The 15,943-nt window shown below is 56.9% G+C and carries 12 protein-coding genes and 1 tRNA gene; 4 read left to right on the plus strand and 9 right to left on the minus strand.

Annotated elements, in window-relative coordinates; translation table 11 throughout:
• The first annotated feature begins 102 nt into the window (after positions 1 to 102).
• The 4 genes from K3727_11745 (at position 103) to K3727_11760 (ending at position 5,230) form a co-directional block, all read left to right on the plus strand.
• Entirely contained in the window at positions 103 to 1,503 is a 1,401-nt protein-coding gene (locus tag K3727_11745) for an amidohydrolase family protein (protein ID UWQ89502.1), read from the plus strand.
• A gap of 102 nt (positions 1,504 to 1,605) precedes the next feature.
• The gene (locus K3727_11750) at positions 1,606 to 2,928 is read left to right on the plus strand and encodes an amidohydrolase family protein (GenBank protein ID UWQ89503.1); all 1,323 of its coding nucleotides are present in this window, start codon (positions 1,606 to 1,608) and stop codon (positions 2,926 to 2,928) included.
• Positions 2,929 to 2,938: 10 nt separating this feature from the next.
• Positions 2,939 to 3,931 carry a metallophosphoesterase gene (locus K3727_11755; protein ID UWQ89504.1) on the plus strand — a complete coding sequence of 331 codons (993 nt, stop codon included), beginning with the start codon at positions 2,939 to 2,941 and terminating at the stop codon, positions 3,929 to 3,931.
• Positions 3,932 to 4,006: 75 nt separating this feature from the next.
• Positions 4,007 to 5,230 (plus strand): carbohydrate porin, encoded by a 1,224-nt coding sequence (locus tag K3727_11760; protein ID UWQ89505.1) that lies wholly within the window; start codon positions 4,007 to 4,009, stop codon positions 5,228 to 5,230.
• 602 nt (positions 5,231 to 5,832) lie between these two features.
• Here K3727_11760 and K3727_11765 read toward each other — a convergent pair.
• From K3727_11765 to K3727_11805, 9 genes are all read right to left on the minus strand, one after another.
• A tRNA-Ser gene (locus K3727_11765) sits at positions 5,833 to 5,922 on the minus strand.
• A 55-nt stretch (positions 5,923 to 5,977) separates the two neighbouring features.
• A complete protein-coding gene (locus tag K3727_11770; GenBank protein UWQ89506.1) occupies positions 5,978 to 6,697 on the minus strand; it encodes an alanyl-tRNA editing protein in 720 nt (239 codons plus the stop codon).
• Complete coding sequence (locus K3727_11775) at positions 6,694 to 9,114, minus strand: DUF3772 domain-containing protein (protein ID UWQ89507.1); 2,421 nt, start codon at positions 9,112 to 9,114, stop codon at positions 6,694 to 6,696. Before K3727_11775 ends, K3727_11770 begins: the two co-directional genes overlap by 4 nt.
• Entirely contained in the window at positions 9,111 to 10,145 is a 1,035-nt protein-coding gene (locus K3727_11780) for a cysteine synthase A (protein UWQ89508.1), read from the minus strand. Before K3727_11780 ends, K3727_11775 begins: the two co-directional genes overlap by 4 nt.
• Before the next feature lie 60 nt (positions 10,146 to 10,205).
• A complete protein-coding gene (locus K3727_11785) occupies positions 10,206 to 11,339 on the minus strand; it encodes an NUDIX domain-containing protein (protein UWQ89509.1) in 1,134 nt (377 codons plus the stop codon).
• A 24-nt stretch (positions 11,340 to 11,363) separates the two neighbouring features.
• Complete coding sequence (locus K3727_11790; protein ID UWQ89510.1) at positions 11,364 to 11,804, minus strand: TrgA family protein; 441 nt, start codon at positions 11,802 to 11,804, stop codon at positions 11,364 to 11,366.
• Between the two features lie 12 nt (positions 11,805 to 11,816).
• Positions 11,817 to 13,025 (minus strand): cyclopropane-fatty-acyl-phospholipid synthase family protein, encoded by a 1,209-nt coding sequence (locus K3727_11795; protein ID UWQ89511.1) that lies wholly within the window; start codon positions 13,023 to 13,025, stop codon positions 11,817 to 11,819.
• Between the two features lie 77 nt (positions 13,026 to 13,102).
• Positions 13,103 to 14,521 carry a DNA photolyase family protein gene (locus K3727_11800; GenBank protein UWQ89512.1) on the minus strand — a complete coding sequence of 473 codons (1,419 nt, stop codon included), beginning with the start codon at positions 14,519 to 14,521 and terminating at the stop codon, positions 13,103 to 13,105.
• A gap of 27 nt (positions 14,522 to 14,548) precedes the next feature.
• Entirely contained in the window at positions 14,549 to 15,775 is a 1,227-nt protein-coding gene (locus K3727_11805) for an aminotransferase class V-fold PLP-dependent enzyme (GenBank protein UWQ89513.1), read from the minus strand.
• Between the last annotated feature and the right edge of the window lie 168 nt (positions 15,776 to 15,943).

Below are 15,943 nucleotides of genomic sequence, written 5' to 3' on the forward strand. Positions count from 1 at the left end.
GCCAGTTTTGCCAAATATTCTTTTTATTGCATTCGAAAGTGGCCAACATGTGGATCAGCGCTGGGGTAAACTTCCTGCATTAAGATCAACTTGGAGGTTAACATGATTCGCAGATTCGCCAATTTCACCTGCGCAGTGGCGCTGTCATTCACCGCCATAGCGGCGCAGGCCGAAGATGCCCCCAGGCAAGTGCTGTTCACCAACGTCAACATTTTTAATGGCGTCGACGGCGAGCTGATGGAGAACGGTTCGGTTCTGGTCGAAGGTAACCTGATCAAGACTGTGTCCGCCGATCCGATCGAGGCGCCAGACGCGTTTACCGTCGATGGTGAGGGCCGTACCCTAATGCCCGGGTTGATCGATATGCATTCGCATCTGTGTCTGCGCGATGGCATTCCCTGGGCTCGGACCGACTATGATCAGATGCTTGCGGGTGCCTACACGGCCCATGTCTTGCTCGAATATCTGGATCAGGGGTTCACCACAGCGAGAGACACAGGGTGCAACATACTGGGGGTCGCCAAAGGTGTGAACAAAGGCGTTATTCCCGGGCCACGTCTTTTCCCCAGCGGCGGTGTCTTAAGCCAGACCGGCGGGCACGGCGACATCGGTTTCTTTAATGACCGACCGGGCGATATGGACGATCTCGAACGGCACGGCTGGGGTTATATCGTCGATGGGGTGACCGAGGCCCGGCGCTCTGCCCGGCATAATTTCCGTGGCGGTGCCACGCAGATCAAGGTGATGGCCGGTGGCGGCGTCGCCAGTGAATTTGATCCGCTTCACATGACGCAGATGTCCGTCGAAGAGATGGAGGCCATTGTCGAAGTTGCCAAAGACTATGGAAGCTATGTTACGGTGCATGCCTATCACGACCGGTCCGTCAACCGGGCCATCGACGCCGGTGTTCGGACCATCGAACACAATTTTCTTGTTTCCGAAGAAACGATTATCCGGATGAAAGATGAGGGCGTTGCCCTGTCGGTTCAGGCGGTGATGTCGCTCCAGGCGTTTGGCAATCCCGAGGAAATCACCTTCTTTAGTGCGGACCAAAAGGCCAAGGCATCCCAGGTAAATTCCGGTGCCCGTCAGATGATGGAATGGGCGGTCAAGCATGACCTGATCATGGTGACTGGAGGCGACATGTTCGGCCCTGATGTTGGGCGCCAGGCCGACAACATCATCTGGTTCAACGATGAAATTGCCAAGAACCCTTACCTGTCGCTCAAAACGGCAACCGGCAACGCAGGCGAAGTTCTGACCTGGTCGGGAGGCATGAACCCCTACAAGGAAGGCACATTGGGAACGATTGCCGAAGGTGGCTATGCCGACATCATCTTGATCGACGGCAATCCTCTTGAGGATATCCATGCCCTGAAGCGTGGAAATGTAGATTTTGTCATGAAAGATGGGCAGGTCTATAAGAACTGGCTGCCAGATGAGAATGCGCCACAGTTCATTCCGGCAGGCCCCGAACGCGACGCCTATTTCGGGAACCTCTAACGCTCGACTGTGGACCGGCGGGATAACCCGCCGGGCTTCACGCGCGGGGCGGTTCATTTACCTCGGCCGCTCTGCGCCTATTTTTGATCCGGGACCATTCTCATGAAAGCCTTCGTCAGCACCATTGCTTGTGTTTTTCTGGCAACTTCGGCCCTGGCCGAGGACGTCAAACGCACCCTGTTCACCAATATCTATGTCTGGGATGGAACCAGCGAAACGCGGCTTGAGAATGCCCAGGTTTTAGTGGAAGGCAACCTGATCACCAAGGTTTCCACCGATCCGATCCCCGCCGAAGATGCGAGGGTGATCGACGGGCAAGGCAGCACATTGATGCCCGGTTTGATCGATATGCATACCCACGTGATGTTCAAATACGGGGTCAATCCGTCCCGTCCCGACGTGGATCATGCCGCTGCCGGGGCGATGGCGCTGGAGACGCTGCAACTGTATCAGCGGATGGGGTATACCACGCTGCGCGATGTGGGAGGCAACAGCCTCGGCCTGGCCCGTGTGATCGCGCGCGGTTGGGTGGATGCGCCGCGGCTCTATTCCTCGGGCACACAGATCAGCGGCATTTCTGGCCACGCCGATCTAGGCACATTGAACGAGGCACCGGGCACAGATGTGTTCGCCAAACGCGGCGACGGTTGGGGCATTGTCGGCGACGACGCGGTGCGGGCCGCTGTGCTGACCAACCTGCGGGGTGGGGCCACGCATATCAAAGTGATGCCGGGGGGTGGTGTGGCGTCGGATTTCGACCCGCTCGAAAGCACCTCGATGACCGAGGGCGAACTGCGCGCAGCTGTTGAAACAGCCGATGATTACCTGACCTATGTCTGTGCCCATGCGTACAATGACAAGTCGATCAACCGGTTTCTGGATGCCGGCGGGCGCTGCATCGAACACGGCTTCCTGATTGAGGAGGACACGATCAAGCGCATGAAGGAGCTAGGCGCTGTAATGTCGCTTCAGGCCTATGCCGCCTATGAGGTGTTCAGCGACCCCGACAACATTCCCGGATTCTCCGCCGAAAATGCCCGCAAGGGTCGGCAAGTTCATGAAGGAGCCGACAGGATGATGCGTTGGATCAAAGAGTATCAGGTCGACGCCTTTGGAGGATCCGATTTGTGGGTTGTAGACCAGTTGCCGTTGGTGCCACAGGATCTGGTGGTTCGCCAGCACTGGTTTGATGATGTGGAAATTCTACGGCAGAACACATCGCATGCCGCGCGCTGGTTGGCAAAATCGGGGCCCAAAAACCCCTACAAGGATGGCCCGTTGGGCGTCATTGAACAGGGGGCGTATGCGGATCTGATAATCGTTCGGGGTGATCCCACTCAGGACGTGTCGATCCTGGTTGATTACGATGCCAACATCCCACTAATCATGCGCGATGGGGTGATCAAGAAGAACACTTTGGATTGAGGGTGTTTCGTTGAAGAGCCTACTTTTCACTTCTATCCTCGCCGTGGTGCTCCCCTCCCTTGGGGCCGCCGACGGCAGTGATCCCAAGCCATGGACTCATCAAAACTTTGACGCCGATCCCGGCAAATTCACCTTTGCGATCCACGCCGATCTAACCGGCGGCGAAAGACCCGGAATTTTTGCAACAGCCATGGCGCAACTCAACCTGTTGCGCCCTGATTTTGTCATCAGCGTCGGGGATTTGATTGAAGGCGGTGAAATCCAGCGAGACCAGTTCGAGGCAGAATGGGAGGCCTACGACAATCGGGTTCGCAGTTTCCCAGGGCCCATTTTTTATGTGGGCGGAAATCATGACCTTTCGACTGACCTGTCGCGTGAAGTCTGGGCAGAACGTTATGGCCCCACTTATTATCATTTTCGCTACAAGAATGTGCTGTTTCTGGTTCTGGACACCGAAGACACGTCACCCGCCGACCGCGTTGAGATCGCCAAGGCACGCGCAAAAGCCATCATGATCTATCAGTCAGACGGCCCCGAAGCCTTTGCACAAACCGAATATGCCAACCTCGCGCACCGCACCGCTGGAACAATTGGTGAAGACCAAAAAAACTATTTTCTAGAGGCGATTGAACACAACACCGATGTGCGCTGGACATTTCTGTTCCTGCACAAACCCGCATGGCAACACCGCGTCGAAACGCCGTTTGCGTCCATCGAGGCCGCGCTCTCAGAACGTCCCTACACGGTGTTCAATGGCCACGTGCAGGCCTATGGCCACGAGGTGCGTAACGGGCGCGACTATGTTCAACTTGCCACCACAGGTGGTGAACAGTTTCCTGATCTGGGTCTGTCGGAAGACCACGTTACTTTGGTGACCATGACGGACAGTGGCCCAAACATCGCCAACCTGATGCTATCAGGTATTCGTGACAAAACCGGGGTAATCCCACAAGGTGGTGACAATCTGTGTTTTTCGGTTCAGCGATGCGGAGAAGATCAGTGATGGAACATACTCTGCACCACCAACAAAGAAACAGCGCGCGATGTTGAACACCTCACTTTGTGGAAAGGAGCCTGAATGAGCTTGCTAGGAAGGAAATACCGCGGGGCAACCGGCTTGGTTGTCGGGCTTCTTTTGGTGCTGTGTCTGATCCTGTATCCCGCTGCCTCTATGGCTCAAAGTGGGGGGCTTAATGGCCCGTCTTCGGTCACTTCCGACCTCGAAGGAGACGGATTGACAGATCCGCAACTGCGAAGCGATTTCCCCCGCAATCTCGCTCCGGGCTGGTTCGCTTGGAAAGACGGCTTGGCCGAGCGGGGGTTCAAATTCAACATCGACTATTTTGCCCTTGGGCAGTCTTCAAACTCAAATCTTGGCGCGGACGAGGCCAGCAGCGGCATCGCGCGGTTTTATGGCGCTTGGCAAGCGACCGAGCTGGGCTCGCTCACCTTCAAATTTGAACACCGCCACGCCTACGGCGCAGTGGCCCCGCAATTTCTGGGTCTCGATGGGGGGGCACTGTCCATTACCGGCACGGGATTCAACGACAACGGCACAATGCTGACCAATCTGTTCTGGACCCAGCGCGCAGCGGATGGGTCGTGGACTGTGCAAGTGGGGCAGATTGACGTAACAGATTTTGTCGACGTGTATGGATTGGTCAGCCCCTGGACATCATTCCAGAACCTCGCTTTTAACACCAATCCGACGATCAACGCGCCCAATCCGGGACTGGGGATAGCCGGAGGCGTGAAGCTGGGCGCAAACTTCTATGCCATCGGCAGCATCGCTGATGCCAATGCAGACCCAACCAGCCCGGATTTTGACGTGTTCAGTGATGGCAATCTCTTCAAGAGTCTCGAAATCGGCTATACCAGCGGCTTTGACAGGATCTATTTCGACAACATTCATCTGACCCTGTGGCATGCGGACGCCGCCGCCGATGGCAGTCGCCCCGAAGATTACGGAGCGGCATTTTCCGCCGCGTGGTTCATCAACAACCAATGGATGCCTTTCATACGGGCCGGCAAGGCCAAAGGCACCGCCGCTCTGTATGAAAAATCCGTGTCCGCCGGCATCGGGTATTTTGCACGCAATACGGATCTTGTTGGGCTGGGCCTGAACTGGGCCGAAGCCCGAGGCATTGCGGGCAGCCAGGCCACCGCCGAGTTGTTCTACCGGTTCTCGATCTCGCCAGGATTGCAGATCACCCCATCTATCCAATTCATCAACAACCCCCTTATGAGCCCAGGTCAAAGCAGCATCACAATCGCAGGGCTCCGCGCCAGGATCGTGTTCTGAACTGACACCAAGCAATTGACGAGTTCATTTTGACAAAACAGGCGAACCAACTCACCGCTCTGCGCACGCCCCACCAAAGACCACCAGGGGTTAAGGCCGGGCTGTGGGCCCCTCACACATGAACGATAGGAGCGGGCCGAATTGGAACTGCGCCGGTCGCGGTCTGGTCGCCTCCATGACGTGCCTGATGATCATTGCGGACCAAAGCTGTGGGCAGGAGTCGACGTTAAGGCGTGCGCTTATGGCTTGCACACGTTTCTTACGTCCCATGAACTCTTTCGTTCCATGAAAATGAGCCGATCAGACTCAGCGAGGATAGCCAGTCAGACACCTCTTCCATGTGGGCAATCGGCCGATGTGAACCTGGCGGCTCAAGTCTTCAAATGATGGTATGACACTTTGGGCGGTGTATCGCGGGATCAGCCCCGCTTTGGCCACACGCCTGGTTGAGTGTGACAACATCCACTCCGTCCAAACCCAAGTCAGTGCGCAGCGGAGTACCCGAATGAAGCCCATAAACCTGAAAACGGGTAAATACCCAGACTCTTCTATGATTTATGACATTCAACGTCATCTAGGCAAATCAGAGAAGAAGTGGTGGGTGGCGGACAGACAGGGATTCGAACCCTGGAGACGGTCTCCCGCCTACACACTTTCCAGGCGTGCGCCTTCGACCACTCGGCCACCTGTCCTTAGGGCGGTTATGTGCCCCAAGCGCCCGGGGTTTGCAAGAGCGAAAATGCCAGTTTAATCGGCTAAATGAAGGTAAACGCGACGGTTCTGTTTGCCTTTCTTTTCCACCTTTCCCAACCGGATTTGTCCGATCTCGCCTGTGCGGGCCACATGGGTCCCGCCGCAGGGTTGCAAATCGACCTGTTCATCGCCCTGCCCGATCTGAACCAACCGGATTCGCCCTGCGCCGCGCGGCGGCGAAACGGACATGGTTTTTACCAATTGCGGGTTCGCATCCAGTTCGTCTTCGGTGATCCAGCGCTCACTGACCGGCAGATCCCGGTCAATCAGTGCTTGGAGTTCAGCTTGCAACGCGTCCTTGTCTTGCGGTGCCTCTGGCATGTTGAAGTCTAGACGTCCTTTTTGGGGTCCGATGGCACCGCCAGAGACTTCGAGCGGGACCACCACCGACAACAGATGCAGCGCGGTGTGGATGCGCATATGGCCAAAGCGTGTTTCCCAGTCGAGTTCTTGGGTCACAAGGGTTCCAACTGGAGGCAGGACATCTGACTGGTCAGGAACCAACACAATATCGGCCCCGTCGCCCTTGACCGTGGTGGCAACCTGCATTTCGCCACCGTCCCAACGCAAGATGCCCGCATCCCCGGGCTGACCGCCGCCGGTCGGATAGAAAACCGTCTGATCCAGAACCACGCCGCCTTGGTCCGTGTGTGACGCGACCTGACCCATTGCCTTCCGGCAATATGCATCGTCGCGAAAGAGCAAGCTGGTCATGTATTCTCTCCATTGTCGGGATCTTGTTCCGCCACCGCGCCCAGATCGTCAGCATCCGGTTGCATCAGAGGCGATTGCGTGTCCACTTCAGACACCGAGGAGCCCCGCCCTCCCAGTGCTTCGGGATTGCGCAACCAGACGTCACGCTGTGCAAATGGAATCTCGATCCCTTCGGCGGTGAACCTCTGGGAGATTTCATAGTTCATGTCCGAGCGCACCGACAAAACCCAGTTCACATCGCGCAAGATGGCGCGAATTTCGAAATCGAGACTGTCTGCGCCAAATCCCTGAAACACCACCGACGGGGCCGGATTGTTCAGCACCATCGGGTGCCCGGTCGCGATGTCCTGAAGGATCTTTTCCACTTTTCTGGGATCTGTTCCATAGGCCACACCGACCGGCACAATCACCCGCCCCACCGTGTTGCCACGGGTGTAATTGGTCACGGTCCCGGTGATCAGATCAGAATTGGGAACGATAATATCGGATCGGTCAAAGGTTTCGATCCGAGTCGAACGCACCGAGATATCGCGCACATACCCCATCAGCCCATTGACCTCGATCCAATCGCCTTTGGAAATCGGACGTTCGACCAAAAGGATGATCCCGGACACGAAATTCGAAACGATGGTCTGCAGGCCAAACCCGATACCGACTGACAGCGCACCGGCAACGATGGCAATCGAAGACAAATCAAACCCGGCCCAGGTAATGGCGATCAGAGAAGCCAGAAAGATCCCGATATATCCGACCCCGGCAACGATGGCGTTCTGGCCACCGGGATCAATCCGGGTTTTGGGTAACAGCGAATTTCTCAGGCTCGATTGGATCAGCCGCGTCAGCATATACCCGGCCGCAAAGATGACAGCGAACAGCATGAAGTTCGTCGGAGAGATCTGGACATCCCCAATGGTGAACCCATCCAGGAATTTCGACCAGATTTCGGTCAGGTCCGCAATCCGCGCGCCCCAGATCAACGCCAGGATCGGTAAGGCCACCGACGCCAGAACGAACCCGGCCAACACTGCCGTTAGGGATTCCCGTGCTGCAACGCCCTTGCCCGAGAGCCAGCCATAGAGATCCCCAAGGAACCGGTGGATGACCAGCAGACCGGCCATCAGGGCGAGCGTCAGAACAATCGGATAGATGATGGCCTCGGCCGCATTCATATACCCAAGCGCGCCCACCAAAGGCGCGAGATAAGCCAATAGATAAGACGCGCCGCGCAAGAAACGGATCAGACGGTTGGCATTGGCAACAATGGCTGTTGCTCCGTCATCCTGAGCGCGCTGGCGCAATCCAGTGCGGTGCAGACCCAACAGGATCAATGCCGAGAGAAGCACCAGAGGAAAGAACAGAACCGCCCGAGTGGCATCAGAGATATTCTGAAACTGCAACAACTGGCCCAAAGCGTCCTGAAGCACCAGGACAATGGCCAGGCTTTCGATCATCAATCGTGTGCGGGACCGCCGCCCCTCTTGGATCGGAATCAGGTCATTTTCCAACTGGTTGGTCAGCAAACGATCCGACAGCCAATGAAATCCCAAAAGGGTCAAGGCCCAGAACGGGACGGAGTCAAGGATCAGGGAGCCGCGCACGCTGAGCGTACCGGTCAACGATATCGCCTGCGTCAACAGGACCACCCCGACAAAAGGCAGCGCCATCTGCACCAGCGAAACGACAAAGCTCCAGACCCCTGTGCCGCTGCCGCCGTATCCACGCAGATAATCACCCAGCTTTTGCGACCAATGTTTGCTGCGAAAAATCAGCCAGAGGGACAACACCAGCAAACCCAAAATGGGCGGCAATCTATTCAGAACCCGTTCACGGGTGGTGTCTGCAGAGGCCTGAAGCGTCAATTCGTTCCACAGGCCGCTTGTTGCCTCTTTCAGATCCTTCAGCGCCTGAGGCCAATGTTCCGGGTTCAACGGCGACGGACCCCGTTGTAACAGCTTGGCCTCGCGCCTGGCGCGGATGATTTTGTCGATTTCCGAGATCAGCCCGTTGGCGTGGTTATACGCTTCTTCGGAGATGATCTGAGGCACCTCGAGATCCAGCAGTTTTTGCTTGAGACTGGCACGCAGCGTTGCAATATCTGCTGAGTCATCGCCAGTTTCGGGCTCTGGCCCCAAAGCGGCCAATTGGGCCTTGAGCGTGACAATCCGGTCATTGTTGCGGGTTCTGGCCTCGTGAAAATCCTGTCGAAATTCGACCAGATCCCGGCGCAAGACTTCAAAGGCAGATTCCGAGGCCCGCCCGGCGTCAATAACATCCTCGGCCCGATCAGAGGTTTTCAGCCACTCCTGATAATAACTCCGGCTCTCTTGGGAAATCTCGGCAAACCCAACGCTGGTGGTGAAAACCACCAGGGCCATCACCGCAGCACAGAACCTCAAAAGAGTGACCACTACTGTCATATGTCCTCGAACACCCCTGGGATGCTGGCCGGCGTGTGTGTCATCCAGTCAGGAACTGGCAGGTCCTTTTCGCGCAGGAATTCCGGGTTGAACAGCTTGGACTGATAGCGGGTGCCATAGTCGCACAACACCGTCACAATGGTATGACCCGGCCCCATTTCGCGCGCCATACGGACCGCCCCAGCGATATTGATCGCGGACGAGCCGCCGAGAACAAGGCCTTCGTCGTGAAGCAAATCAAACACGAATGGCAGGGCCTCGGCATCGGGCACCTGATACGACATATCCGGTGTGAACCCTTCCAGGTTCTTGGTGATCCGCACCTGGCCAATGCCTTCTGCGATCGAGCCGCCCTCCATGGCGATTTCGCCTGTGGTGTAATAGCTGTACAAACCTGCGCCCATCGGGTCCGCCAGACCGATCTTGACTCCCTTGGGTTGCAGGGCATCGGCCACTCCGGCCAATGTCCCCCCCGAACCGACCGCACAGATGAACCCATCTACCTTGCCATCGGTCTGTTCCCAGATTTCGGGCCCAGTGGTTTCCACATGGGCCTGACGGTTGGCGGTATTGTCGAACTGGTTGGCCCAGATGGCTCCATTGGGTTCGGTTTTGGACAGCTGTTCGGCCAGCCGGCGCGAATAATGCACAAAGTTGTTGGGATTGCGATACGGGGCTGCGGGCACCTGGACCAATTGCGCCCCGGCCAGACGCAACATGTCCTTTTTCTCTTCGGACTGGGTTTCGGGAATGACGATCACGGTCTTGAACCCCATGGACGCCCCAACCAATGCCAGGCCGATGCCGGTGTTGCCGGCCGTGCCTTCGACAATAGTGCCGCCAGGCTTTAGGTCACCCCGCGCAATCGCATCGCGAATGATGTACAACGCAGCGCGATCCTTGACCGATTGGCCCGGGTTCATGAATTCTGCCTTGCCCAGGATCTCGCACCCGGTGTCTTCACTGACACGGCGCAGCCGGATCAACGGGGTTTTACCAACGGCGTCAGCCAGATCGCGTGCAATGCGCATGTCGTTCCCTTTCACGTATTCTGTTCAGATGTACCCAAGCGTCGATCCGATCTCAAGCGATCAGTCTGAAACTCCTGCCGTTTGGCGCAGACGGTCGCGATGACGTGCCAACCAAAGCGACGCGGTGATCAGAGGAAGGATGCGAAATTCCTGAGTGTCGACGGCGTGCATCAGTTGGTCAAAAGACAGGATCTTGCTTCGGATATCTTCGCCTTCAGCCGCAACTCCATTGGCGCTTCGGACATTGGAAAGATCTGTTACCCCAATGAAAGTATGCAGAAATTCACCAGATGACCCGGTGCTGGAATACGCGCGTGACACAGGTTCAAGCGCATTCAGCGTCACGCCCGCCTCTTCCATCGCCTCACGATGTGCTGTGGTTTCAGGGGTTTCACCCGGTTCCACCAGACCGGCCACCGGCTCCCAGATCCACGGGTTTTGGTCACCGGCAATAAACGTCGAGGCCCGGAATTGTTCGACCAACAGCACCTGATCGCGAACCGGGTCATACGGAAGAACCGCCGCCGCGTGCCCGACAAGGATGGCGGCCCTGTTGATAACCGGGCTCAGATCACCATCATGGCGGCGATACTGAAGGTCCATCTCTTCCATGGCAAAGAAGTTGAGATAGGGCCGGGTGTGGCGATGAACGACCACATCCCGGCTCAAGTCCCGTTCGCCCACATCGGACCCGGCCTGTGTGGCAAGCCATGCCGCCGCCCGGATGCGGATTGCATGTATCCGTTGGGCTATGTCTTCGGCGGTCATTCGGCCCTGATAGCTCATCACCTCTTCGGCGGCGCGCATGGACAAGGCACCCCAATCCCGCACCCATTTCCCCAGATCCCAACCTTCACCGGCCTCCCACAGGCCCGGCTGTGGGAAATAAACCTGGGCCGGGGCGATTTCTCCGCTATCAAGTTCGATCTCTACCGGTTTGAGATCATAGGAAAACCCACCTTCGTAAAAATTCAGCGCGGCCAGATCCACATCACTCAGCCCGCGGGCCAACAGACCCACGGCGGCTTCTCCGGCGCGGGCTTCAATGGTGGGAAAGACCTGATCCACAACCGCATAGGCACCATGCCCGTGCAATCGACCAGACTGCAAATCCAGCGCATCTGCGGGACGACCCAGAACCAGTTCAAGCAACGGAATATGGCGCAGCGTGCCAAAGAAGAATAGATCAGCCAACGGAAAATCCTTTGAAAGAATATATCAGCGCCAGCGATGCCACGCGCTTTCGGTTGCCAGACCTGCGAGCACACCACCAACCAGTACCGTTGCAATAATATTGGGCACCAGGATCATCAATCCGTATTCGGCGCCAATCTCGAAAATTGCCAGAACGGCTTCAAAAGGACCGTCATATCGGTTGCGCATGGCCAACCGGACCATTTCGTACCCACCCTGCACGAACAATCCCCAGAACACCAACGCCGCAACGCCGGTCAACCCGTTGTTGATCGCAGGCACGGTGCCACGCCCAGCCCGTTTGCCCATGACAATCCAGCCGCACAACACCCCCAACGCGATATTCACATATGTGAAATAACCAAAATCCGTTCCTTCGGGCATCAACGGGACCACCATGCCCGAAACCAAAAAGGCGATCAGCGCCAGGCTAAGGGCGGCGATTAGTCGGGCGGCGTCGGGCATATGTGGGTCCTGTCAACGATGAGCGATGGTGATCTGCGTTACGTCACAGGTTCCGGTTTTGAAGGCGGCGGCGCAAGAGGTAAGATAGAAATTCCACATGCGCCGAAACCGATCATCAAACCCCATGGCGCTGACGTCGTCCCAGCGGTCGTTGAACGTGTCGTACCAGCGCCGCAGGGTTTGATCATAGCTGGATCCGAATTCCACCGACCCGCAGACGCGCATCCCGGATTGGTTCACCTGTTGTTTCAAAACAGTTGGCGAGGGCAACATACCACCCGGGAAAATGTATTTTTGTATGAAATCCACGCCCTTGCGATAAATTTCCCAGCGATAGTCAGCGACTGTGATGATTTGCAGTGTCGCCTTGCCGTTGTCGGACAGGCGATCACGAACGGTATCAAAATACGCAGGCCAGTATTTCTGCCCCACGGCTTCGAACATTTCGATACTGGCCACACCGTCAAAGGTGCCCCGGCAATCCCGATAATCCTGCATCCGCAATTCAACCAAGTCAGAAAGCCCAGCTTTTGCAATACGTTCCTTGGCAAAGTTGAACTGTTCCTGGCTGATAGTCAAACCAGTGACCCGCAGCCCGCGTTCCTTGGCTGCATATTCGGCAAATCCGCCCCAACCACAACCGATCTCCAGCACATGATCGCCGGGTTTTACCCCCATCTGGTCAACCATGGACTTATATTTGGCGGTCTGGGCGTTTTCCAGGCTTTCCTGTCCGGTTTCAAAAATGGCACTGGAATAGGTCATCGTGTCGTCCAGCCACAATTTGTAGAACTCATTCCCCAAATCATAGTGATACGAGATGTTCTTTTTCGCCTGTTCGCGATGGTTTCTGTGCAACCAGAACCGCATCCGTTCATAGGCCCGGATCAGTCCCTGACCGGGAAATCCGTCATACACGGTTTGTGATCCCATATGGATCAGATCCATGAACGCCTGAAGGTCCGGTGTGGTCCACCATCCATCCAGATAGGCATCCGAAAACCCCAGATCCCCTTCGCGGATCAGACGCGCAAAACAATCGGGGTTTTGCACTTCTATTGCCGCCACCGGACCGGGATGCGTGCCCGTAGATCGAAAGATCCGCCCGTCAGGCAGTTTGATGTCCAGAACGCCGGTATCCAGTCCCGTCTGTACCTTTTCGAATACTCTGGCGAAATAGCGCGGCAGTTCCAATTGACCTTTGGTAGACGTCAAAAGCATTGTCTCCTCCCCTCAGCAATGCTGTAGCAAAGGCTAGGACGGATGTGACAATGTGGCAAGAAAACTGTTTGTGCACCCTATTTTGACAGTGATTTATAGGCATCCAGCGCCCGCGCCCGCCCCTGGGCCAAACTGATAACCGGATCCGGGCGCAGATCCGCGGGCGTCATCTGCCACTGGTGCGGGATCGCGTCAAAAAAGTCGGTCGCTGTCTGGGGCGGATGTGTTTGACCTTCGGCAATCCAACGTTGCAGGTAGGTTTGCTTTGGGTCGAACCGATCCCTTTGACGTTCAGGATTGAAAACCCGAAAGAACGGGGCCGCATCGGGACCGGACCCTGCCACCCATTGCCACCCCATCGCATTGCACGCCGGGTCCCAATCCACCAGGCAATCCTCGAACCACTTCATCCCTATTTTCCAATGCACCATCAAATGCTTGCACAGATAACTTGCAGCGATCATCCGCAGTCGATTGTGCATATAACCGGTCGTGTACAATTCGCGCATGGCCGCATCGACAAAATCCACACCGGTCTGTCCCCGTTGCCAAATCCGCGCCGCCTCTGTCTCTTCTCCCAGCCAGGGAAACCGCTCCCAACCAGCGCGCCAGTTTTCCGTCAGAATGTGGGGGGTATGAACCATCAGGTGATAGGCAAATTCACGCCAGACCAGCTGTTTCAAAAACGTTTCGGCCCCCGGGCGACCCTGTGCCATGGCGACCTGCCCGCTGTGCCACATCTGACGTGGCGAAATTTCGCCCCAGGTCAGGTTCTGAGACAGGCGTGACGTTGCGTCCTGACCCGGCAGATCACGATCATTCCCATAGGATGCGATCTGTTCGTCCGTGAACTGATGCAACCGATCCAACGCCGCCGCCTCGCCAACCTGGCAGTATCGCAGCACGACCTGGGCCCCGCGGTTCATGGCACTGGCCAAATTCCAATCTTCGAGCCTGCCTGAGATCGGCCAGTGCCGAGGGGTCGGAATGCGGCTGGGATCAGACAGGCAGGCCGCGATGCCCAGCGGACGAACGGCCTTCCAGAACGGGGTGAAAACCTTGAAGAACCCACCTGCCGCCGTCTTGACTGTATAGGGGTCAAACAACAACCGCCCGGCGTGCCATCGTGGTGCAACGCCGATGTGGTCCAAAGCGTCCTGAACCTGCAGGTCACGGGCGATCTCGTCCGGATGATAGGCACGGGCGGCAAAGACTTCTGTAGCACCCGTTTCCTGGGCCAGCTGAGACACAACAGTATGCGCATCACCACGCCGAAGCACCAGATCGCTGCCACGGTTTTGCAAAGCCCGTGACAACGATTCAATCCCAAGCCCCAATCGAAATTTTGGAGCCGCGCCCATCTGTTCGTCCAAAGGATCAAGCACATAGACAGGAATAACCGGGCGCCCCGTCGCACAAGCGGCATGCAGCGCCGGGTTGTCGGTCAGACGCAGATCACGCCTGACCCACCAGATGACCGGGGTCGGTTCATCCATGCGAGCAAATCATTGGACCAAAGACCGTCACAATACCTTCTCCAGGGCGTCCATCAACTGCGCCATTTCCTGTTCCGATGTGTAGTGGGTAAAGCTAAGCCGGAGCACACCATCTTCGGGATCGATCCCCTGTGCTTGCAGCGCACGCACCGCATAAAAGTCACCGCCTCCGGCCATGATACCATATTCGGCCAGCTGCGCGGCCACAGGTTCTGCGGGGCGGTTCAGATGCACAGCCACGGTTGGTGCCCGATTTTCGGCCTCGTCAGGACCCAGCAGACGCACATCGTTGCGCGCCTTTAGCATGTCCAGCAATGGCTGCAGCAACTTGACTTCATGCGCCCGCATCAAATCATGGACAAAGGCCGCCCGTTCCGCTGCTCCTTGGGTCGGGCCGCCGTGGTGATCACACAGGATATCCACATAATCCGCCATGCCGGCGCTCGCGGCCACCTGGGCGTGGTCCGGCCCCGCCGGCGTGAATCGTTTGTACAGGGTGTCCGCGTTGAAGAAATGGGCCTGATTGGGCAACAGATCGCCCAGAGACCGCCGGATCACCATCACCCCCTGATGCGGGCCATAAGTTTTGTAGGATGAAAACAAATAGATGTCCGGACCCAGCTCTGCAACGTTGGGCAGCCCATGTGGTGCATAGGACACGCCGTCCACACAGACAAACGCGCCGATGGCATGGGCCATTGCGCTCACTTCAGCAACTGGATTGATCTCGCCGACAACATTTGAGCAATGCGGAAAACACACCAGCCGAACCTTGTCGTCCAACAGCTTTTCCAGATCACCCGGGTCCAGATGCCCGGTTTGCGGATCCAGCTGCCATTCGCGAACTTCGATCCCGGCATCGGCCAGACGCCGCCAGGGGCCGGTATTGGCCTCGTGGTCCTGGTTGGTGACAATGATCGCATCACCCGGTGACAAAAACTGTCGAAACGCCTGCGCCAGAACATAGGTGTTCTGGGTGGTTGACGGCCCAAAGCTCAACTCGTCCGTTTCAACGCCCATCATCGCAGCCAACCGCGCGCGGGCTTCGTCCATTTCGGCCCCACCCAGGGTCGACGCCTCGTATGGGGCATAGGGTTGGACCTTGCGTTGAGTATAAAACCGCATCAACCGGTCCAAAACCGGCTTGCAGGTATAGGATCCTCCCGCATTCTCAAAAAACGCCTGCCCTTTTAGGCTCGGCTCGGCAAAGGCCGGAAACTGCGATCGGACGAATTCAATATCCAAGGTGGTCATGTCTGTCTTTTCCTCAAGTTCGAGTCCACTTCCCGGCAAACACCCCACGTTCAAGGCGATCCCGGAACATGGCAGGTCTTCCAGCCGAGCCGTGGCCCCGTCATGGATCGAGGCAAACAGGCAGCCCCGCGCTGATTCTCAGACGTCAGGACAAGGCAAATAAAACCC

This window comes from Rhodobacteraceae bacterium M382, assembly GCA_025141015.1.
GTDB classification, from domain to species: domain Bacteria; phylum Pseudomonadota; class Alphaproteobacteria; order Rhodobacterales; family Rhodobacteraceae; genus Aliisedimentitalea; species Aliisedimentitalea scapharcae.